Genomic DNA, 22,168 nt, shown 5'->3' with positions numbered 1-22,168 from the left:
ATGGGTGAAATGAACATATTGGATGAGAGAAAGCAATTCATTCAGATTGGAAATTCTTCTGACGGCTGTTCTGGAATCAAGTGTGACAGCGACAGCCTTTCCGGTGCGGTAAGTCAGAGAGCCTGTGTCTACTGCGGAGCACGAGTCGTATTGAATCCAATCACCGATGCCTTTCATATCGTTCACGGCCCAATCGGCTGTGCAAGCTACACCTGGGATATTCGCGGCAGTCTTTCCAGCGGAAGTGAGCTGTACCGCAACAGCTTTTCAACGGATTTGTGTGAAAAGGATGTTGTTTTCGGCGGCGAGAAAAAGCTTGCCGCCGCCATTGATGAGCTTGCAACACTTCACAACCCGAAGGTGATCTTCGTTTATGCAACCTGTATCGTCGGCGTCATCGGTGATGATGTGGATGCGGTATGCAAGGCAGCCGAGCAAAAGTATGGCATTCGGGTGATTCCTGTAAAATCACCCGGATTTTCCGGAAATAAATCCTATGGCTATAAGATGGCCTGCGATGCGATTATGAGCCTGATTTCTCCCTGCGCGAAAGAAGGAGAAAAGCACGGTGTCAACATTCTTGGAGATTTTAACTTGGCAGGAGAGATGTGGATCATCAAAAATTATTTAAAGGAAATCGGGATTGATGTGGTTTCCACCATTACCGGTGATGCTTCCTATGACAGCATCACAAAGGCGCCATCAGCGGAACTGAACATCGTTCAGTGTGCGGGCTCCATGACCTATCTGGCAAACCGTATGGAAGAAGAGATGGGAATTCCTTATATCAAGGTGAGTTTTTTCGGTATTGAAGATACAGGATCGGCCCTTGTCCGCATTGCGGAAGCTGTCGGGACTTCGGATAACATTGCACGCGCCAAAGAGTTTACTCAAAAAGAATCTTCTCGGTTGAAAGCGGCCTTGTCAAAATATGATTCCTGCCTGAAAGGGAAAAAAGCTGCAATTTATGTGGGCGGTGGATTTAAGGCCATCTCCCTGATCCGGCAGTTTGCTGCCATGGGAATGAAGACCGTTGTGGTGGGTACTCAGACTGGAAAACCCGAGGATTATGAGGTAATCAACCAGTTAGTCGACAAGGATACTGTTATTTTGGACGATGCAAATCCTGCGGAGCTGGAGCAGTTCATGAAGCAGATGGGCGCGGATATTTTGGTGGGCGGGGTAAAGGAACGACCTTTGGCATACAAGCTTGGAATCGCATTCTGCGATCACAACCACGAAAGAAAACATGCACTGGCTGGATACGATGGCGTCATCAATTTTACAGAAGAAGTGAACCGGTCGATCAACAGTCCGGTCTGGCAGTATCTTAACATTCCGACACCGAAAGGAGGGGGGCTTGCGTTATGAGCATGAATTTGGTCAATCTAAATGTGAATCAATGTAAGATGTGTATGCCTATGGGAAGCGTCAGTGCGTTTTATGGAATCAAGGGCTGCATGACTCTGCTCCACGGTTCTCAAGGCTGCAGTACTTACATAAGAAGACATATGGCAACCCATTATAACGAGCCGGTGGATATTGCATCCAGCTCTCTTACGGAGCAGGGAACCGTATTCGGCGGCGAAAAAAATCTCGTAAAGGGACTGGAAAACCTGATCTCTCTTTACCATCCCCAGGTCATCGGTGTGGCTACCACGTGCCTTGCGGAGACCATAGGGGAAGATCTGCCTCGAATGATTCAAGATTTTTATATCACGCACCCGGAGCACAACGTAAAAATTATTCCGGTATCCTCCTGTGGGTATTCAGGAACACAGTACGAGGGATTCTTTGCTGCTTTGCGGGCGATTCTCCAGTATACAGAAATGGAGACGGCAAAGCACAAGAAGGTTAATATTATTACGGGGATGATCAGCCCCGCCGACACAAGATATCTCAAAGATCTCTTAAACCAACTAGGGACGGACTACATTCTCCTTCCCGATTTATCTGAAAATCTTGACGGTTCTTACCAAGCTGTCTATGATAGACTACCCCAAGGCGGAACTTCTCTTAGCGATATCTCTAAAATGGCAGGTTCCCGCCTGACGATTGAGCTTTCAACCTTAAACAGTGAAGCCTATTCCCCGGGAAAATACCTCAACGAAACATATGGTGTACCCTTGGTTCGCTGCAGCATGCCGGTGGGCCTAAGAGATACAGATGCCTTTATCGGGCATCTGCTGGAAAAAGACAGTACCATTCCTGCTGAAGTACTCAAGGAAAGAGGAAGATACCTCGATGCCATGGTAGATTCTCACAAATATAATGGCGAGGGCAAAGCAGTAGTCTTTGGAGAGCCGGATTTTGTATACAGCATGGTGAGACTCTGCCTTGAAAACGGTATCACTCCCGTAGTCACGGCAACGGGGGCAAAATGTGACGCTCTTGAATCCACACTGCGAGATCAGATCCACCAGGTTGCCGATGCTTTTTTTATTGATGATTTCGTCATTGCTGATACTTGCGATTTTGACCATATTGAAGCGTATGCCTCGAAATATGATGCAAACCTAATGATCGGCAGCTCTGACGGCAGAAGAATAGAAGAAAAAATGGAAATTCCTTTGATTCGATGCGCATTCCCCATCCACGATCACGTAGGTGGTCAAAGAACCAGAACCCTTGGATACGAAGGCTCTATGATGCTTTTGGACAAAATTACAAATACCATTCTCAGCAGAAAAGAACAAAGCTTCAGAAGCGAGCTTTATGAAAAGTATTATCAGGCTGATTTTGCTCCTGACAAGGAAAAAACAAAGACCCATCCATGCTTCAGCGGGTGCGCATCCGGCTCTGCCAGAATTCATTTACCGGTAGCAAAAAAGTGTAATATTCAATGCAATTACTGTCTTAGAAAATTCGACTGCCCCAATGAAAGCCGCCCAGGAGTCACCACCAGGGTCCTTTCTCCTGAGGAGGCACTGGAAAAATATTTGGTTGCCAAGAAGTCCGTCCCAAACCTTAAGGTTGTGGGAATTGCCGGACCGGGAGATGCATTGGCAGACTTTGAATTTACAGAGAAAACGCTGCGCCTGATTAGAGCGCAGGACCCTGATGTAACATTCTGCATCTCAACCAACGGCCTTATGCTCCCCCTCTATGCCAAGGAGTTTTCCAGGCTTGGAATCACCCACGTCACGGTTACCATCAATGCCCTTGACCCTGCCATTGGAAGCCTGATCTATAAGACAGTAACCTATATGGGCACAACTTACCGCGGAGAAGCTGCAGCTGCAATCCTCCTTGCCAATCAGCTCAGCGGGCTGAGGATGCTGCAGGAGCTGGGAATTGTCTGTAAGGTAAACATTGTCATGCTCAAAGGCATCAACGATGAGCATATACCGGAAGTCGTAAATAAGGTGAAAGAGCTTGGCTGTTTTATTACCAACATCATGCAGATGATTCCCGTAACAGGCAGCGCATTTGAACATATGCCGCTGACCAGCAATAAAGAAATTATGGCAATGAGAAAGAAGTGCGGGCAGATTTTAAATCAGATGTATCATTGTAAGCAATGCCGGGCAGATGCGGTCGGTACCTTAGAGCACGATTTATCACTGGAATTTGAAAAATTGGCTACACCCCGGCTTGAAACCAACCAGATTATGCAGCTTGAAAGCCACCAGCAGCAACAGTCATTAGTCGCCGCAGCAGATCAGCCAGCTATCCCGATCCGTTTTGCAGTGGCTTCTAAGGGAGGCGTTCTGGTCGATCAGCACTTTGGCCATGTTTCCGATTTCTATGTCTATGAGTATCACCTTGGTGAATTTCGGTTTGTGGAGCGGCGAGGAGTGGCAAAATACTGCTCTGGCTCTGAAAACTGCAGCGCCGCAGTTAGGGATAAATCGATGCAGGAGGATGAGATAAAAGCAGGCAAGCTTGAGAAAATTTTTGATACGATCAGCGACTGCAGCTGCATCATTGCTATGAGAATTGGGGAAAGTCCAAAACAAAAGCTGGCAGAAAAGGGCATCGTATCAATGATGTATTATGGAAAGATTGAGGATGCAGTAGCAAAAGCCGCATCAATCCTCATAGATGAAAACGAAAAAACTGAATTGATTAAAAAAGGATCTGTATTGAACGGATACCGAAAGGAGGCCATTTCATGATCGCACCCAAATATCATGTTTTTATTTGTACCAGCGGCAGACCCAACGGCATTCAGAAGGGTTTTTGTCACTCGAAGGGAAGTGTTGATTTAGTCGGATATTTTTCTGAGGAAGTCGAAGACCGTGATTTGTCCGATGACGTGATGATCACAAACAGCGGGTGCTTCGGGATCTGTGCCAAAGGTCCCGTTGTAGTGGTCTATCCCGAAGGAGTCTGGTATGGAAATCTCACCGAAGAGGATGTTCCTAGAATTGTCGAGGAGCATTTTGAAAAGGGCATCCCTGTCGCTGATCTCATGATCTGACAGGATGCCTTGCGATAGGGAGGATCTAAATTGATTACCATAACCGATGCGACCCTTGGCAGCAACCGTATCAATCGCGCAGAGCCTACCCTGATCGCCGCATTTTATCAAGAACTGCTCGCCCTTGGTGTGGATCGAATCATACTAACGCCTGAAATTTATGCTCTTCTCAGGGGAAACTTTGCGTTATCCAATACTGTAATAAATCAATATCAAGAGCGAGAGTTAATCTTTGAAACTCGTGATTTATTAAAATCTGTCCTAATGGTTGAGCCCGGCTGCTCTAATGAGGAAATTTTAATCAGTGCGTCCGGCAAGTTGTTTCTAAAGGATTATGTATCAGTATATAAATCACTTGTGTCATTGCCTTGCAAACTGAGTTTTTGTGCAAGAAATTCTGGTTTTGCCGGGACAGCCTTGACGGTTGAATGGGTTGCGGCAGGGGGAAGCAGTATCGTATGCAGTGTAATGGGAGAGGGAGGTTATGCTCCATTGGAAGAGGTTGTTCTCGCGTTGCATGGGTGCGGTTATTCCCTTAAACCTATGGATTTTACGCGTTTCAAAGCACTGGGTATTTTATTTGAGAAGTTAACAAATGATAAAATTCCTCCTAATAAGCCTATTTTGGGAGAGAAAATTTTTGAAGTGGAATCAGGAATCCATGTAGACGGTATTCTAAAAAATAACCGAAATTATGAGCCGTTCTCACCAGAGCTCGTAGGCGCAAAACGGCTTTTTTCTCTTGGAAAATTCTCAGGAAAGAATGCGTTGCTTCATAAACTTCGTGAATTAAAACTTGCATACTCGGATCAAGAAACTGAAGCTTTGCTTTCTCTTATCAGAGAAAAGGCAATGCGAGATCAAAGAAATGTCAGCGACGTTGACCTTTGTCATTTATTAAAAGAATCTAAGGTTGATATATTGGAGGTAACGGGATGAAAAAGAAGTGTTTTCTTACAGACACAACGCTCAGGGATGGGGAACAGAGTCCCAGACTTTGTCTCAATCCAGGTCAAAAAAAGGGCTTGGCAGTGATGCTGGATCAACTGGGATTTTACCAGATAGAGGCTGGTATCCCGGCTATGGGAACTTTTGAAAAAGATATGATTGCAGAAATTATGGATGTTCGAAAGCAGTCAAAAATTTCTGTATGGAACCGAATGGACAAAAACGATATCCGCCATTCCTTTGACTGTAATCCCGATGTAATTCATATCAGTATACCTGTCTCTGATGGCATGATCTATACCATGCTCCGTCAAAGCAGATCATGGGTCTCCAAAACGATGAATTCCTGCGTTTCTTTCGCAAGGGAGCAGGGGTATGAAGTGTCTGTTGGCTTTCAGGATGCTTCAAGAGCAGACATATCATTCCTGGCCTCCCTAACAGAATCGCTTCAGCGTATGCAGGTTTCTTCCGTAAGAATCGCTGATACCGTTGGAATTCTCACACCCACAACAGCCCGCAAACTGGTGTGCAGTCTGAAAGAGCATACAGACATTCTTCTTGGTATTCATACCCATAATGATCTGGGTATGGCGGAGGCTGTTGCGCTGGAAGCTGCAAAATCTGGAGCAGAGCTGGTGGATGTTACGCTTTTTGGAGTAGGGGAGAGAGCCGGAAACTGCGATTCCTTTGTTTTTACCAAAGCAGCGGAGCCGTTATTTGATTTTTTCCCTGCATATCAGCCGCTGATGGAAAGTGAAGCAAAAATGCGAAGATTGATTTTCTAAAAAACTATTGCTTTTTTTAATCCTATGAAGTATACTAAGTTTCAATAGACGAAGAAGTCTTACTTGGTAAGATTTCTTCTTTTTTATTTTTGAAAAGATGCGTCCGAAAGAAATTAAAAAATGTGTAATTGGGGAATTGTCGCTCAGCGATTCATTCCTATCAAATAAAAAAGGGGCTGACGCCCCTCTGTACTACCCAATTTGCATACTCCTACTCTTATTTTTATTTTTTACAAGAGCAGATGCCATGTCGGCTAGAGCCCCAGTCCGAATTTATGTTTTACTCGGCTGATGGTTTTTTCAGATATGGCGTTTGCTTTTTCTGCGCCATCCTTTAAAATCGTTATAAGCTCTTCCGATTCACGTATTTCGTTATATCTTTGCTGGATCGGCAGAATTGCATCAACTGTAACCTCCACCAAATCCTTTTTAAAATCCCCGTAACCGAGTCCTTCATATTTTTTCTCAATATCAGGAACCTTCATTCCGGAAAATGCACTGTAAATATTTAATAGGTTGCTGATGCCGGGTTTGTTTTCCATATCAAAGCGAATGGTTCCCTCAGAATCTGTTGTTGCCCTCATAATAGACTTTTTTATCTTATTTGCATCATCCAGAAGTGAGATTCTGCTGTGGATGTTCTCCGCACTTTTGCTCATTTTAGAGGTAGGATCATCCAGTGACATAATCCTGGCACCTTCCTTTAAAAACCTTCCGTCTGGTACTACAAAAGTTTTGCCATACTTGTTGTTGATCCGTTCAGCCAAATCTCTTGTAATCTCAATATGCTGCTTCTGATCGTTTCCGACTGGAACCACGTCGGTATCGTAAAGAAGAATGTCTGCTGCCATGAGAATCGGGTAGGTGAACAGACCCGTTGGAGCTGATTCGCTGTCTCTGCTTTTTTGCTTAAACTGGGTCATTCTGGACAGCTCCCCTGTATAGGAGTTGCATGTCAAGATCCAAGAAAGTTCAGTATGTCCTGGCACCATGGATTGTACAAAGATGATGGATTTCTTCGGATCTAGCCCAACCGCAAGATAGAGTGCAGCCACATCCAGAATATTTTTTCTGAGTACCTTTGGATCCTGGGGCAGGGTAATGGAATGAAGGTCTACAATACAGTAAATGCAGTTGTTTTCATCTTGCAGCTCAACAAACTGCTTTAGTGCCCCCAGATAATTTCCAATATGAATGTTGCCCGTAGGCTGTACTCCTGAAAAAACACGTTTCATAGCTGATCTCCTTTACCGATGCCGGTTTATTTTGCTTTTCTTTTATGCTCTTTTTTTACTTGTTTATGCATTTGCTATTTCTTCTCAAGCTCTTACGGCAGTCTTGAATTTTTCTCTGATCTTTTTCTCGAGCCTGGATATGGTCATCTGCGATACTCCCATTTCCTGGGCGATATCCTGCTGTGTTTCGTTTTTAAAAAATCTTCGCTTAAAGATATCCTGTTCCTTATCAGACAGCTCCATTAATACACTCTTGATTAACTCGGCATTTTCAAAACTTTTATAACCATGCTCTTCTCTGCCCGTGTATTTTTCAAGAACAGCCCCTTCCCCTTCTTCACCGCCTTCATCAAAGGTCTGGTTCAAAGAGTATGTACTGTAAGCTTGTCCGCCTTCCATGGCTTCCAATATATCTTCTTCGGAATATCCGAGATGCTGGGCAAGTTCAGAAACAGTGGGTACACGATTCAGCTTTCCATATAAAAATTCCTTGGCAGGGGAGATCTGTGCAGATATCTCCTTTAGTCTTCTTGGTACTTTAACAGCCCAACCTTTATCTCTAAAATATCGTTTGATTTCTCCGATGATGGTAGGGGTGGCAAAGCTCGTAAATTCAAACCCCTTGGAGGCATCATATCTTTCTACAGCAAAAACTAGGGCCATGGAGCCTACTTGATACAAATCTTCATATTCCACGCCCTTGTTTAAATATTTTTTTATTAATATATCAACGATATAAAGGTACCTTTCGACGATCTCGTTGCGAAGTTCCTTGCTTCCAGTTTCACGATACCTCTCGAAAAGCTCCTTGTTGCTGATTTCTTCTGAGGTCATGTCCTCTCCCCACTATATTCGGTTTAAATACTTTACCATTTTGATACTGGTACCTAAACCTAATTCGGAAAATATATCCACTTCATCCATGAGTGCTTTGATAATGAAGATGCCAAGACCGCCCTCTTTGGGTTGCTCTATTGCGGGAATCTGATATTTAGCCAGATCATATCCACCTGCACGATCCATTACAGAGATAATAATTCTACCATCTCCAAGCTCGCAGGCCACCTCGTAAATACGTTCACATTCCGGTTTGCAATGGCATACCACATTGGTACATGCCTCGGATACTGCTACCTTAATATCCTCTACAGCCTCAATATCAAACCCAGCACAATTGGCGAGGGAAGATACCGCCAATCTTACCGTACCGACATATTCGGGCTTTCCAGGGACTGAAAATTTCAATATATCCGTCATTTTCCTCTCCTCTTTCTAGTGGTTGTTATGGTTTCCAAATGAAAACATAGATTTATTTGGAAACAATACGATACTATTAAACTAGTATCAAATCTCCGAACAAAGTATCCTGTCAAGATTTGTAATACTGAGCAGTTTTTTAATATTATCCTTTGGATTAATCAAGGTAATTCGGTTTTTGCTTTCCTGCATTCTGCCAAAGGCGCCAATGATCACGCCAAGACCGGTGCTGTCTATGTAAGTCAGCTCGTCAAGGCGAAGAAGAATATCTGCCTTGACTTCCTGATAAGCACCGTCCAGTACTTCCCGCAGCTGTGGGGCGGTAGAAATATCTACCTCTCCCTTCGCTGTTAATTCCCAGTGTTCCAAATCCTTATTATAACTACTCTGCAACTGTAATGACATTACTACTTCCTCCTCAATGTATACCCTAAGCAAGAGGCTTTAAACTTTTATTCCGTATCAAGTGTTATCTGCGTAGGCTCTTCCTTTTTTTCCTCTGTTGATTCCACTTCGTCCTCATTGATTTCCTCGTCATCCTCTTCCCTGATGACCTTGGCCATGGAAATAATATTGGCCGCTTCTTCCACCCTCATAATCTTTACGCCCTGGGTTGCTCTTCCGAGTCTTGAAACCGCTCCGGCCTTAATTCTGATGATGATACCGTCTGAGTTAATGAGAAGAATCTCATCATTGTCATTGACCACCATGGCGCCAATCAACTCTCCGGTCTTTTTAAATTTACCCTTGTCATAGGTAAGGAGCCCCTTACCCCCACGGGTCTGAACTTTATATTCTCCCACAGATGTTCTCTTACCGTAGCCGTTCTTAGTAACAACCAGCAGCTCTTCGTTTTCTTCTGCCAGCTCCATTGCAACTACTTCATCGCCTTTTTCCAGCTTAATCGCTCTGACGCCTCCGGCGATTCTTCCCATGGTTCTAACATCTTCTTCTGAGAAGCAGATGCACTTACCGAACTTTGTGACAATAATTACATTGCTGGTACCAGTTGTCTGCTTGATCCCGATGAGTTCATCATGATCCTTAAGATTGATGGCGATAAGGCCAGTCTTTCTGTTGGTATCAAACTGGGACAGAGCTGTCTTCTTGATGGTACCTTCCTTGGTCACCGCAATAAGGTATTTGTCTTCGCCAAAATCCTGAATTGGAATCACTGCAGTGATTCTTTCACGCTGCATCAGGTTCAAGAAGTTGACCGCAGGCGTTCCCTTTGCTGTTCTTTGGGCTTCCGGGATTTCATATGCCTTTATTTTATGCGCTTTTCCTGTATTTGTAAAGAACATTAAGTAGTCATGAGTTGAAGTCATAATCAGATTCTTTACAAAATCATTTTCACGGGTTGTCAGACCCGTTACGCCTTTTCCGCCTCGTTTTTGTGTCTTATAGGTATCGGCAGGAATTCTCTTGATGTATCCGAGGTGGGTGAGGGTAACTGCTACCTTTCCTTCCTGGATCATATCTTCTTCATCGATATCTTCCGCATCGGACTGAATATCGGTTCTTCTCTTATCTCCGAACTTCTTCTTAATTTCAAGAAGTTCGTCTTTGATAATAGACATGAGCAGCGATTCATCTGCCAGAACTCTTTTAAACCAGGCGATCTGCTCCATCAATTCATTATATTCATTTTCGATTTTTTCGCGCTCCAAGCCCTGCAGTCTGGCAAGTCTCATATCCAAAATTGCCTGAGCCTGAATTTCGCTGAGTCCGAACCGTTCCATCAAACGCGGCTTTGCATCATTGTAGCTTTCTCTAATGGTTTTGATTACCTCGTCAATATGGTCAAGCGCAATCCGCAATCCTTCTAAAATGTGCGCTCTCTCTTCTGCTTTTCGGAGGTCGTAGATGGTTCTTCTCGTAACAACATCCTTCTGATGCTTTAAATATTCTTCCAGTATCTGCCTAAGATTCAGCGTTTGAGGCTTTCCGTCAACCAGTGCGATCATGATCATGCTGTAAGTGTCCTGAAGCTGGGTATGCTTATAAAGACGATTCATTGTAATCTGGGGGTTGGCATCTCTCTTGAGCTCGATGACAATACGCATCCCGTTTCGATCGGATTCGTCTCTAATATCGGAAATGTTGTCCAGACGCTTTTCTCTGACAAGCTCTGCGATCTTCTCAATGACTCTCGCTTTGTTGACCTGATAGGGGATTTCAGTAAAAATAATCTGCTGTTTTCCCTTGCTGGTCTCTTCAATTTCTGCCTTAGACCTTACGGTTACTTTTCCCTGACCAGTCCGATACGCTTCTTTCGAGGCATTTCTTCCCATAATAATCGCGCCTGTAGGAAAATCGGGGGCCTTGACGATTTTAATCAGGTCCTCAATATCCACCTCGGGATCATCGATGAGTTTTACAGTGGCGTCGATGACATCACTTAAATTATGGGGTGGTATGGAGGTTGCCATACCTACGGCAATACCGTTTGATCCATTCACCAGAAGATTTGGGAAACGAGAGGGAAGAACCACAGGTTCCTTTTCCTCCTCATCGAAGTTCGGCATGAAATCAACGGTTTCTTTTTCGATATCACGGAGCATTTGAAGCGCGAAGGGCGTCATTCTGGCTTCCGTATAACGCATTGCCGCAGCACCGTCTCCATCTACCGATCCGAAATTTCCATGGCCGTCCACCAGAGGATAGCGAATGGAAAAATCCTGAGCCATTCGAACCATGGCATCATAGATGGACGCGTCGCCGTGAGGATGGTATTTACCCATTACTTCACCGACGATACGGGCAGATTTTTTATGCGGCTTGTCCGGGGTAACCCCCAGCTCGCTCATTCCGTATAGAATTCTTCTGTGTACTGGTTTCAGCCCATCTCTTACATCGGGAAGGGCTCTTCCTACGATTACGCTCATGGCATAATCGATATAGGAGTTCTTCATCTCATCGTGGATCTCATGCTGTATTAGTTTTACATCATCCAAAAAGCTTGTCATTCTCATCCACCTCCTATATATCTATCGTCGCATATTTAGCGTTGTCTTCAATAAATTTCTTTCTCGGCGGAACCTTGTCACCCATGAGCGTGGTAAAGATCTCATCGGCAGCAGTCATATCATCGATGGTGACCTGGATCAGCGTTCTGCTATTATAATCCATGGTTGTTTCCCATAGTTGATGAAAGTCCATTTCTCCAAGACCCTTATATCGCTGAATTCCTGCTTTTCCAGGTTTATCAGCAAGCTCTGCCATCAATTTTTCCTGTTCTTTTTCTGAGTAGGTGTAATAAACCTCTTTGCCCTTTTTTGTCTGGAAGAGAGGCGGCTGAGCAATATAGACATAGCCTCCCTCAATAAGGGGAGTCATATACCGATAGAAGAACGTGAGCAGAAGGGTACGAATATGCGCTCCGTCTACATCAGCATCTGTCATAATGATAATTTTGTGGTATCTCAGCTTTTCTTCGTTGAAATCAGAACCGATATTGCAGCCAAAGGCTGTGATCATGTTTTTGATTTCTTCAGAATTCAATATTTTATCAAGTCTTGCCTTTTCTACGTTGAGAATCTTGCCTCGCAACGGAAGAATGGCTTGTCTTTTTCTGTCACGTCCTGATTTTGCGGAACCGCCGGCGGAATCTCCCTCTACCAGGAAGATTTCGGAGAGGGCAGGATCTTTCTCTGAACAGTCTGCCAGCTTACCTGGCAGGGTGAGGCCATCCAGAACACCCTTTCTTCTCGTCATTTCTCTCGCTTTTCTTGCAGCTTCTCTTGCTCTTGCAGCTCTCAGGCATTTATCCAGGATAATTCTGGCCTGATTTGGATTTTCTTCCAAGAAAGCAGTGAGATTTTCATTTGTACTGGTTTCAACAAACCCTCTGATTTCACTATTTCCCAGCTTTGCCTTTGTCTGACCTTCAAACTGAGGCGATGTCAGCTTAACGGAAACTACAGCAGTGAGACCTTCTCTAATGTCTTCACCGGAGAGGGCGTCTTCATTTTCTTTAATGAATTTATTTTTTCTTGCGTAATCGTTGAATACTCTGGTCAAGGCGGACTTGAACCCGATCATATGGGTACCGCCTTCACTGGTATTGATATTGTTGGCATAGGAAAGTATGAGTTCATTGTAACGGTCCGTATACTGCATCGCGACCTCTACTTCATATTCCTCGCCCTTTTTTAGCTCAAAATAGATGACATCAGGATGAATGACCTCTTTGTTCTTGTTCTGATACTTGACAAATTCCTTGATGCCGCCTTCATAGTGGAATACTTCTGTTTTTTTCTGGCCTTCACGGTCATCCTTTAAAGTGATTTTGATCCCTTTATTCAGAAAAGCCATTTCTCTGAGACGATGCTCCAGAGTACTATAACTGAATTCCAGTTCCTCAAAAATTTCACCGTCGGGTTTAAACATGGTCTTTGAGCCATTTTTTCTGGATTCTCCGATTTCGATGAGAGGGGTTTGAGTTTTTCCTCTGGAATACGTTTGTTTATAAATTTTACCGTTTCTCTTTATTTCCACTTCCATGATTTCAGAGAGGGCATTTACAACCGATGCACCTACACCGTGAAGTCCTCCGGAGACCTTATATCCGCCGCCGCCAAACTTTCCGCCGGCATGAAGTACTGTATGAATTACTTCAACCGCTGGAATATTCAGCTTTGGATGAAGGTCAACGGGCATTCCTCGGCCATCATCCTCTACTACGATGGAATTATCATTCTGTATGGTAATGTTGATATTTTTACAATAGCCGGCCAGCGCTTCGTCGATACTATTATCAACTACTTCGTATACTAAATGGTGTAGCCCTCTGGGTCCAGTGCTGCCGATATACATACCCGGTCTTTTTCTTACAGCCTCCAGCCCTTCCAAGACCTGAATTTGTTCCGCATTATACTGCTGCTGTTTCACATCCGCACTCATTCTTTTTCATCACCTCATGCTTCTTGTTAATTTTCAAAGGGAATGATCAATGAAAGGTACGCAGAAGGTTAATCAACCTCTGTGCGCCCTTGATTAATCAGTGCTTCCCTTACATAGGAAATCTATCGAACAATATAAAAAAGTTCAAAACTGACTCTTTTTTACGTTGTTCAACAGACTTTTCGCCTTTTAAACCTCATAGCAAACCACAATATATTGTATAACAAAAAATTCGATTTTACAAGTTTTTTATGTCGAACGGACTTTTTGTATAAAAAACATCGTTTTAAAGGACGTAAAACGATGTTTCGGAGTAATAAACAGCCATAGAATTATCAATATATATCCAACACTATATTATTTCACTGTTTTAATTTTTCTACTCTTCCGCTCTCCACAAGGAAGGTGTCTCCCTCAGGTAAGCGCCTTTTTACATCCTCATTTAATTCTGCTGTTGTGATAAAAAGCTGAACATCGCTAAGAGAATTAATTAAATAATTTTGCCGATCTCCATCCAGTTCCGAAAGAACATCGTCCAGAAGAAGAATGGGGGAGACCCCTGTTTCTTCCTCGATCAAACGAATTTCTGCAAGCTTTAAAGAGAGGGCCGCGGTACGCTGCTGTCCCTGAGAACCAAAATGCCTAATATCTACACCTTCAACGCATAGCTTTAAGTCATCTTTATGGGGACCTGACAGCGTTGTTCTTCTTGCAAAATCCTGTTTCACATTTTTATGAAGAACTTTTCTAAACAGTTCTCTTTGATCATCATAGTTTCCCAGAATTTCAACGTTTCCTTCATACGATATTTCGAGTGCTTCCTTGCCTCCGGTTATCCCCAAGCTGATTTCTTTGCTGATACGATTCAGTTTTTCGATGAATTTCTTTCGCTCCTGAATGACCTTGGCACCATATTCGGCAAGACTTTCATCCCATACTGCAATGATATCTTCTCTTAAATCCTGCTGTTTTAGTAAACTGTTTCTCTGCTGCAGAATTTTCTTATATCTCCCCAAGTTCCGGTAATATACTGGCTTCAGCTGACAAAGTTCTCTATCGATAAATTTTCTTCTTTTTTCCGGCTCATCTTTAACAATCTTCAAATCCTCAGGTGAAAATACCACCATGTAGACATTTTCTAATAGCTCGATATTTTTCGCAGTCTTTACACCATTGATTTTTGTCACTTTTCCATCACCACTAATGATGATTTCTATTTCGAGTTCTCTGTCATCTTTTACTGAAATACTTTTTGCTTTGCAGAAATCCTTCTGGAAACCCATCATATCATGATCGCGGCTGGTCCGAAAGGACTTTCCCAGCGACATAATATACAGGCTTTCCAAAAGATTTGTCTTACCCTGTGCATTTTTACCGGTAATGATATTGACTCTTTTGTGAAAGTCAACGACTGCCTCTTCGTAATTTCTGAAGTTTTTTAGTTCAATACGTTTTAAATACATGAATGATTCCTAATTGGAGGAAATTCTTACAGGAAGAACCAAATATTCGTAAGCATTTCCTTCTACAGGCTTGATGAGGCAAGGGCTGACACTAGTATTGAATTCCATTGCAATACTTTCATCAGAAACAGCTTTCAGTACATCAAGCAAATACTTAGAATTAAAACCGATATCAAGATCTGCACCTTCTTTTTCCACAAAGACCTCTTCCTTTACGTTCCCTTCTTCGGAACGGGAGGTAATGATGATCTTATCTCTGAAAATAGAAAGCTTGATCAGATTATTCTTGCCTTCCTTTGCCAGGAGGGAAGCTCTTTCAATGCTGTTTAAGAGTTCTGATCTGCTAACGATGATTCTGGATTTATGTTCTTTTGGCAGAATATCGTTGTATTTAATAAAGTCACCTTCTAGAAGGCGAAGCATAATCTTTGTTTCATCCAGTAAAAAGACAGCTTTTTTATCATCCAGAATAAAAATGATTTCTTTGCCATCTTCGTTTTCTGAAATGATTTTATTGATTTCGTTCAAAATCCTGGCTGTAATAATAATCTTTTTCTGTTCTTCGTTTTTCATAATTTCTCTGGTAATGGCCATACGGAAACCGTCAAGAGCTACCATATTCAGAGATTCGTGCTCCATTTCGATGAGAACACCTACGATAATTCCTTTTGATTCGTCGATGCTGGCAGCGAAGGAAGTTTTTTTAATCATTTCCTTAAGGATTTCTTTATCCAAAGAGAGTTGGTTTTCTGTATTAATTTCTCCTATATTAGGAAATTCGTCGGATGGCTGACCGACGATGGTGAATTCGGAAGAAAGACAACGGATTGCGATGGTGTTATTTTCTTGCTCCTCAATCTGTATCTCAGCATTTGGAAGTTTTCTGATAATATCGCTGAAAAGCCTTGCGGAGACAACGACTGAGCCGGGTTCATCCGCAGTAACTTCGATTTTTTTCTCTATGCTAAGATCAAGGTCGGATGCGGATAGGGTCAATGTATTGCTTTCATTCACTTCCAAAAGGATCCCTTTTAAGATCGGAATGGTGGTTCTAGAGGTGACTGCTTTTGAAACAGTATTTAAAGCCTTTGATAAGGATTGTTGACTACAGGAAAACTTCATGGGGATTCCTCCTTTTTCTTATATCTTTTTTTAGTAATAATAGCCGTAGGGCCTGTGGATTTGTGGATAACTTCTGTGGATAAGTAAATTTCAATATCCGTGAAAAAAATTTGCCTGTTGATAAGTCGGAAAAGTTTCGGGAAGCATTGTGTGCTTTTTTGAAGACAGAACCAGCTAGTCCAAAGGTTTTGTTCTCTTTTAGTCCTCTTTAATAGACTGCTGAAGCTCCTTTACAACAGCTCTTAGTGACTCATTAATTTTCAGTTCACCTGAAATCTTGTCACATGCGTGGAGAACTGTGGTATGGTCTCTTTTTCCAAAGGCATCTCCGATTTTTGGCAAAGATAGATCCGTCATATCTCTGCAGATATACATGGCGATCTGTCTTGGAAAGGCCAGATCTCTGGAACGCTTCGCCGATTCCAGGTCAGCCTGCTTGATATTGAAGTGCTTGCAAATATGTTTTTTTACAAGCTCCGGCGTTACCGGTCTGTCCTTTGAAGAGAAGACATCTTTCAAGACTTCCTTTGCCAGTTCCCGGTTAATTTTCTGATTCGTCAGGTTTGCGTAAGCAATTACGCGGATGAAAGCCCCCTCAAGCTCACGGATGTTGGATTGAATCTTTTCTGCGATTACACCTATGACCTCAATTAAAGCATCTGTGGTTTCAAGACCTTCCAGTTCTGATTTGTTTCTAAGGATCGCAACCCTGGTTTCATAATCAGGTGCCTGGATATCAGCGATGAGACCCCATTCGAAACGGGAGCGAAGTCTCTCTTCCAGGGTGTTGATCTCTTTTGGAGGTCTGTCACTGGAGATAATGATCTGCTTATTCGCTTCGTATAGGGTATTGAAGGTGTGGAATATTTCTTCCTGGGTTCTTTCTTTTTTCTCAATAAACTGAATATCGTCGATCAGAAGCACGTCTATGCTTCTGTATTTATTTCTGAATTCAACGTTTTTATCTTCTCGGATTGCTTTAATCAATTCGTTTGTAAACATTTCCGAAGAGACATAAAGGACCTTTGATCTCGGATTTTGCTGCAAGATATAATGGCCGATGGCATGCATCAGATGAGTTTTCCCCAGGCCGGCGCCGCCGTAAATGAACAGCGGGTTATAAGCCTTGGATGGAGATTCGGCTACTGCAAGGGAGGCCGCGTGAGCAAATCGGTTGTTGTTTCCGATAACAAAGGTATTAAAGATATATTTTGGATTCAGGTAAAGTTCGTCGGTAAAATTCAATTCTTCCTGATTTACTGTGGGCTCTTCTGAATATACGAAAACTACTTTCAGCTTCTTTCCGAAGGCTTCCTTCACAGCATTTTCAATGATTGTGATGTATCTTCCTTCCAGAATAGACTTGGCCATATCATTATAAAGGGAAAGATACAGCTTGTTTTCTTTTTCATCCACCTTGACGGGAGTAAGAGGATAGACCCATGTATCAAAGCTGACCGCAGTCAGTTCGGGTTTGAGAAGCTCTAAAGTTTTTTCCCAGTTTTCAATCAGATTTTTCATGTCGCAAGTTCCTTTTTTGACCAGAATATGAACGAGGTGTTCCTCGCTGCATCGCATAGCTTGGGATAAAATTTATGATTGCGAATTTTTTAGCTTAAAAATTATGACAGCATCCGAAATAATGAAAACTTATCTTGAGATGCTGCATCTTTGCTATGTAAAATTACGAATCTATCATAACAAATAAAGTTATCCACAGGCAATACCTAAAATAGAAAACGCTAAAAATATATTTTCCAGGAAGTTATCCACTATCTGTGGGTAACTTTGTGCAAAGTTTTCACAGGGACAACTATATATTGATTCTGAATGGATTTTATAGGCAATTAGGATGATTCTTCCTGATCATGGACAGGATAAAATCGTTGACAGAAAAGTTCTTTAAATGTATAATTACAACGCAGTTATGCGCATATTGAAATTGAGATTGCGTGTGGTAATATTCCATAAGGAGGTGAGTTTAGTTATGAAACAGACGTTGCAGCCTAAGGTTAGACAGAGAGCTAAGGAACATGGCTTCAGAAAAAGAATGAGTACCAAAAACGGTAGAAATGTTTTGAAGAGAAGAAGAGCAAGAGGTAGAAAAAGTTTGACAGCATAGAGACCGCACAAGTGGTCTTTTTGTTTAGAGACCCGGTCTTTCTGCTGCATGTAACCTTTTGTTTGGACGATGAAAATCTACTGATCAAAGATTCATGATTTTCAAGCCTAAATTCTGTAAACAGCGCTGAAGCGCCGGACAGAATGTTAAGGGGATGCAAATGTTAAAACCAAACGTTTTGCGGAGAAAAAAGGACTTCTCAGCAATTTACAACAAGGGGAAATCCGTTGGCGAAAGGTATGTGGTTTTGTTTTGCAGGAAAAATGGCCTGCCTTATAACAGGACAGCCTTTCTGGCCAGTAAAAAAGTTGGGAACGCCGTCAAGCGCAACAGAGCGAGGCGGCTGATGAAAGAAAGCTACAGAGATTTAGAGGCAGACGTGGACAAGGGCTATGATTTTATATGGATAGCCCGCAACACCATCGTTAATTTGAAATGTGCGGATGTGAAAAAATCTATGGAAGCCGCATCAAGAAAGTCCGGAACTCTGAAAAAGGGAAGAGGACAAACAGGTGATAGAGTTTGAAATGGATGATTATGCTTCTCATACGAGGCTACCAGAAATTGATATCACCATTGTTTCCGGCTAGCTGCCGGTTTTACCCGACGTGTTCACAGTATTTTTTACAAGCAGTGGAAAAATATGGAGCGGTTAAGGGTAGTTTTCTTGGAGTGAAACGAATTTTGAAATGTCACCCATTTCATCCCGGAGGTTATGATCCGCTGAAATGAGTAACAGGAGGATATTGAATGAACACAATCATAGGATGGGTAGCAGAGCCGCTTGGTGTGCTGCTTAGTTATTTATATGGTTTTATAGATAATTACGCAATTACCCTGATCGTATTTACGTCTATCGTAAAGCTTTGCCTGTTTCCGCTTTATGCGGATCAGATAAAACATTCCGCTAGAATGGCGGATGTCCAGCCCAAGATGCAGGCGCTTCAGAAAAAATACGCCAATGACAAGGAAATGCTCAACATCAAGATGATGGAGCTTTATAAAGAAGAAAAATTCAATCCGATGAGAGGCTGTCTGCCGATGTTAATCCAGATGCCTATCATATTCGGTCTTTTTGCTCTTCTCAGAAACCCCACCGTCTATATCAAAAGTGAAGCAATGTTGATGGCGGTTCATGAAGCATTCGTCTGGATTCCTGATTTAAGCCAGCCTGATCCATGGATTTTACCGATTCTTGCAGGAATTGCAACTTTCGTTTCTTTTTCACAGACCCAGCAGCAGAATGCAGTTGGTGATAATTCCATGGCAGGTATGATGAAAATGATGCGTTACTTCTTCCCGATTATGATTGTCTGGATGGGAAGATCCTTTCCGGCTGGACTTACAATCTATTGGTTTATAGGATCTGTGATCCAGATCTTCCAGACCATGGGACTCAACAGGTGGAAAAAGAAATTAACAGCAAAAAGCGAATAATTGATTTTGGAGGAATACAATATGGATTATTCAGAAAAATGGGGCAAGGATGTTGAAGAAGCAACCAGATTGGCCCTGATTGATTTAAGGCTTACAGCGGACCAGGTCAATGTTATCGTTTTAGAAGAACCTACCAAAGGTTTTCTTGGACTCGGAGCAAAGCTGGCTAAAGTAAGAGTTGAGAAAAAGCCTGATACATTTAAAGCGGAAGAAAAAAAGCAAGAAGAAAAAATTCAGAAGAGTACACCGTCCTATAAACCAGAACGAGTGGAAAGACCTGAACGATCAGATAGATCTGAAAGACCTGAAAAAACAGCTATTCGCAAAGAGAGTGACCGAAGAGACAATGAGAGAAAGCCGGAAAGACGGGAAAAAAGAACCGATCGCGTTAGACCGGGCGGCGAATCTACAATGGAAAGCAGTTTTTCCGTAAGAGAAAAGCCTGCTGATCTAGTGGAACTGAAAGATCATGTTTCTGAGACATTTTTGAATGAAATCACCGACAAAATGGGATTAAAGCTGAAGATAAAAGTATTCGGAAATGACAGCTGCATCTACATCGATATGGACGGAAAAGATTCCGGAACCATCATCGGGAAAAGAGGTCAAACACTTGATGCGATTCAATATCTTACTAGCCTAGTGGTTAATAAGGATAAAGAAAAGTATCTCAGAGTGGTGGTTGATGCTGAAAACTACAGAGAAAAAAGAGAAAGAACTCTGGAGCAGTTGGCAAACAGACTTGCAGATAAGGTGATAAAATCTAGAAAAAGTGTAAGATTGGAACCGATGAACCCCTATGAAAGAAAGGTAATTCATGCCACACTTCAGTCAAACCCAAAAGTGACGACGAGAAGTGAAGGAGACGAACCTTACAGAAGGGTCATTATCGAACTTAAATAAGTGTGAAAAGCGGGCTGTCTTATTGATTAAGAGAGCCCTTTTCAATCCAGCAACGCGGCTTTCGAGAATTCTCCCCGGTAACCGCGTCAGAATTTGAAACAGGATCTTATTTAAAAAACTGTGAGTAATATATGAGCAGAGAGAAGGAATACTGATGGATGACACAATCGCAGCCATTGCCACTGCCTATGGCGAGGGTGGAATTGGCATTATAAGATTGAGCGGAGAAAAATCAAAGGAAATTCTGGATACCGTTTTTGTTCCAAAACAAAATGAGTACAGAGAGTCCATTGTTAATAGACGATTATATTACGGTCACATCGTTGATCCTGCTACAAAACAAGTGGTTGACGAGGTTTTGGCTGTCTATATGAAAGGTCCGCACACATATACTGCAGAAGATATTGTGGAAGTAAATTGCCACGGCAGTATTGTCGCACTTCGAAAAACATTGGCATTGATATTAAAAAGCGGGGCACGGTTGGCTGAAAAAGGTGAATTTACAAAACGGGCTTTTCTGAACGGGAGGCTTGACCTTTCGCAAGCTGAAGCGGTGATCGATATTGTGCGGGCAAAAACGGATAAAACTTTCGATGTTGCACTTCTCCAAATGGAAGGAGCATTGTCGCAGCGAGTTGGGCAGATCCGGCAGGCGCTGATGGATTTGCTGGTAGATATCACAGTAAATCTGGATTATCCCGATGAAGACATTGAAATTTTAACGTATCAGAAACTATCAGAAAGTATATTGTTGATAAGCAATATGATTGATGCACTTCAGGCTACTTCGGGCGCGGGGAGAATCCTCAGAGAGGGTTTAAATGTTGCAATTATAGGCAAACCAAACGTTGGAAAATCCTCACTCATGAATGCTCTATTACGAGAATCTAGAGCCATCGTGACAGAAATTCCCGGAACAACGAGGGATACTATTGAAGAAGTTATCAGTATCAAGGATATCCCGGTGAAACTAACAGATACGGCTGGAATCAGAGAAACAGAGGACAAAATAGAAAAGATCGGGATAGAAAAGAGCAAAGAATCATTTAACCGCGCGGATCTTGTCATTTTTATTCTCGATGGAAGCAAGCCGATGGAATCGGAGGATCTGTCAATCATCGAAAAACTAGAAGGCAGGAATGTCATCGTACTGCTCAATAAAGAAGATCTTGGTATCGAAGTCAGTCAGGAAAAAATAAATCAAATGCTGCCGGGAGCAACGGTAATTCGAAGCGCAGTAAAAAATGGACATGGGATTAACGCGCTGGAGGATGCCATCGAAAGACTTGTCTTTGGAGGAAAAGTCAAACAGGAAGACAGCCTGCTTGTTACCAATGTGAGACATATGGAGCTTCTTGAACAGGCAGCGGCTGCAATTAAGGATGCAGGAACAATGGCAAAAAATGCAGAAGCTCTTGATTTTATCGAAGTTGATGTAAGACGTTCATGGGAACTTCTTGGAGAAATCATAGGAGAATCAGTGACAGAAGATATCATTGATCAGGTATTTGCAAGGTTTTGCTTAGGGAAATGATTTATAGAACATAGAAAGGAATTGTATCGGTTTA

At 42.5% G+C, this 22,168-nt stretch carries 20 protein-coding genes; 11 read left to right on the top strand and 9 right to left on the bottom strand.

Going from position 1 to position 22,168, the window contains the following annotated elements; translation table 11 throughout:
• The 5 genes from nifE to FRZ06_16415 are packed head-to-tail and all read left to right on the top strand — an operon-like array spanning window position 1 to window position 6,156.
• Window positions 1-1,371, top strand: coding sequence for a nitrogenase iron-molybdenum cofactor biosynthesis protein NifE (nifE, locus tag FRZ06_16435; protein ID QOX64820.1), 1,371 nt, complete (start codon window positions 1-3; stop codon window positions 1,369-1,371).
• On the top strand, window positions 1,368-4,118 hold the full coding sequence (gene nifB / locus FRZ06_16430) for a nitrogenase cofactor biosynthesis protein NifB (protein ID QOX64819.1): 2,751 nt from the start codon (window positions 1,368-1,370) through the stop codon (window positions 4,116-4,118). Before nifE ends, nifB begins: the two co-directional genes overlap by 4 nt.
• Window positions 4,115-4,423 carry a (2Fe-2S) ferredoxin domain-containing protein gene (locus FRZ06_16425; protein ID QOX64818.1) on the top strand — a complete coding sequence of 103 codons (309 nt, stop codon included), beginning with the start codon at window positions 4,115-4,117 and terminating at the stop codon, window positions 4,421-4,423. Before nifB ends, FRZ06_16425 begins: the two co-directional genes overlap by 4 nt.
• A gap of 30 nt (window positions 4,424-4,453) precedes the next feature.
• A complete protein-coding gene (locus tag FRZ06_16420) occupies window positions 4,454-5,362 on the top strand; it encodes a hypothetical protein (protein ID QOX64817.1) in 909 nt (302 codons plus the stop codon).
• On the top strand, window positions 5,359-6,156 hold the full coding sequence (locus FRZ06_16415) for a homocitrate synthase (protein ID QOX64816.1): 798 nt from the start codon (window positions 5,359-5,361) through the stop codon (window positions 6,154-6,156). The genes FRZ06_16420 and FRZ06_16415 overlap by 4 nt, the downstream gene beginning before the upstream one ends.
• A 254-nt stretch (window positions 6,157-6,410) precedes the next feature.
• Here FRZ06_16415 and trpS read toward each other — a convergent pair whose 3' ends face one another.
• The 9 genes from trpS to dnaA all read right to left on the bottom strand — a co-directional run bounded on the left by trpS (window position 6,411) and on the right by dnaA (window position 17,659).
• Window positions 6,411-7,391 carry a tryptophan--tRNA ligase gene (trpS, locus tag FRZ06_16410; GenBank protein ID QOX64815.1) on the bottom strand — a complete coding sequence of 327 codons (981 nt, stop codon included), beginning with the start codon at window positions 7,389-7,391 and terminating at the stop codon, window positions 6,411-6,413.
• An 84-nt stretch (window positions 7,392-7,475) separates the two neighbouring features.
• Window positions 7,476-8,210, bottom strand: a complete 735-nt coding sequence (locus FRZ06_16405; GenBank protein QOX65979.1) for a SigB/SigF/SigG family RNA polymerase sigma factor — start codon at window positions 8,208-8,210, stop codon at window positions 7,476-7,478.
• 27 nt (window positions 8,211-8,237) lie between these two features.
• Window positions 8,238-8,648 (bottom strand): histidine kinase, encoded by a 411-nt coding sequence (locus FRZ06_16400; GenBank protein QOX64814.1) that lies wholly within the window; start codon window positions 8,646-8,648, stop codon window positions 8,238-8,240.
• Window positions 8,649-8,735: 87 nt separating this feature from the next.
• A complete protein-coding gene (locus FRZ06_16395) occupies window positions 8,736-9,053 on the bottom strand; it encodes an STAS domain-containing protein (GenBank protein QOX64813.1) in 318 nt (105 codons plus the stop codon).
• A 47-nt stretch (window positions 9,054-9,100) separates the two neighbouring features.
• Window positions 9,101-11,617, bottom strand: a complete 2,517-nt coding sequence (gene gyrA, locus FRZ06_16390) for a DNA gyrase subunit A (protein QOX64812.1) — start codon at window positions 11,615-11,617, stop codon at window positions 9,101-9,103.
• A 13-nt stretch (window positions 11,618-11,630) separates the two neighbouring features.
• Entirely contained in the window at window positions 11,631-13,553 is a 1,923-nt protein-coding gene (gene gyrB, locus FRZ06_16385) for a DNA topoisomerase (ATP-hydrolyzing) subunit B (protein ID QOX64811.1), read from the bottom strand.
• A 362-nt stretch (window positions 13,554-13,915) separates the two neighbouring features.
• Window positions 13,916-15,016, bottom strand: coding sequence for a DNA replication/repair protein RecF (gene recF / locus FRZ06_16380; GenBank protein QOX64810.1), 1,101 nt, complete (start codon window positions 15,014-15,016; stop codon window positions 13,916-13,918).
• 9 nt (window positions 15,017-15,025) lie between these two features.
• Entirely contained in the window at window positions 15,026-16,138 is a 1,113-nt protein-coding gene (locus FRZ06_16375; GenBank protein ID QOX64809.1) for a DNA polymerase III subunit beta, read from the bottom strand.
• A 198-nt stretch (window positions 16,139-16,336) separates the two neighbouring features.
• The gene (gene dnaA, locus FRZ06_16370) at window positions 16,337-17,659 is read right to left on the bottom strand and encodes a chromosomal replication initiator protein DnaA (protein QOX64808.1); all 1,323 of its coding nucleotides are present in this window, start codon (window positions 17,657-17,659) and stop codon (window positions 16,337-16,339) included.
• A 466-nt stretch (window positions 17,660-18,125) separates the two neighbouring features.
• Here dnaA and FRZ06_16365 point away from each other — a divergent pair, with 466 nt between their 5' ends.
• The 6 genes from FRZ06_16365 (at window position 18,126) to mnmE (ending at window position 22,134) form a co-directional block, all read left to right on the top strand.
• Complete coding sequence (locus FRZ06_16365; GenBank protein QOX64807.1) at window positions 18,126-18,260, top strand: 50S ribosomal protein L34; 135 nt, start codon at window positions 18,126-18,128, stop codon at window positions 18,258-18,260.
• A 160-nt stretch (window positions 18,261-18,420) separates the two neighbouring features.
• A complete protein-coding gene (rnpA, locus tag FRZ06_16360) occupies window positions 18,421-18,786 on the top strand; it encodes a ribonuclease P protein component (protein ID QOX64806.1) in 366 nt (121 codons plus the stop codon).
• Window positions 18,783-18,992, top strand: coding sequence for a membrane protein insertion efficiency factor YidD (yidD, locus tag FRZ06_16355; GenBank protein QOX64805.1), 210 nt, complete (start codon window positions 18,783-18,785; stop codon window positions 18,990-18,992). Before rnpA ends, yidD begins: the two co-directional genes overlap by 4 nt.
• Window positions 18,993-19,010: 18 nt before the next feature.
• Window positions 19,011-19,697: a YidC/Oxa1 family membrane protein insertase gene (locus FRZ06_16350; protein ID QOX64804.1), complete on the top strand. Its 687-nt coding sequence runs from the start codon at window positions 19,011-19,013 to the stop codon at window positions 19,695-19,697.
• 21 nt (window positions 19,698-19,718) lie between these two features.
• On the top strand, window positions 19,719-20,600 hold the full coding sequence (locus tag FRZ06_16345; GenBank protein ID QOX64803.1) for a protein jag: 882 nt from the start codon (window positions 19,719-19,721) through the stop codon (window positions 20,598-20,600).
• A 148-nt stretch (window positions 20,601-20,748) separates the two neighbouring features.
• Window positions 20,749-22,134, top strand: a complete 1,386-nt coding sequence (mnmE, locus tag FRZ06_16340) for a tRNA uridine-5-carboxymethylaminomethyl(34) synthesis GTPase MnmE (protein ID QOX64802.1) — start codon at window positions 20,749-20,751, stop codon at window positions 22,132-22,134.
• Window positions 22,135-22,168 lie beyond the last annotated feature (34 nt).

The organism is Clostridiales bacterium (assembly GCA_015243575.1).
Taxonomy (GTDB): domain Bacteria; phylum Bacillota; class Clostridia; order Peptostreptococcales; family Anaerovoracaceae; genus Anoxybacterium; species Anoxybacterium hadale.
The sequence above is the reverse complement of the archived record's forward strand: the minus strand, read 5'-3'. Positions and strand labels throughout refer to the sequence as shown.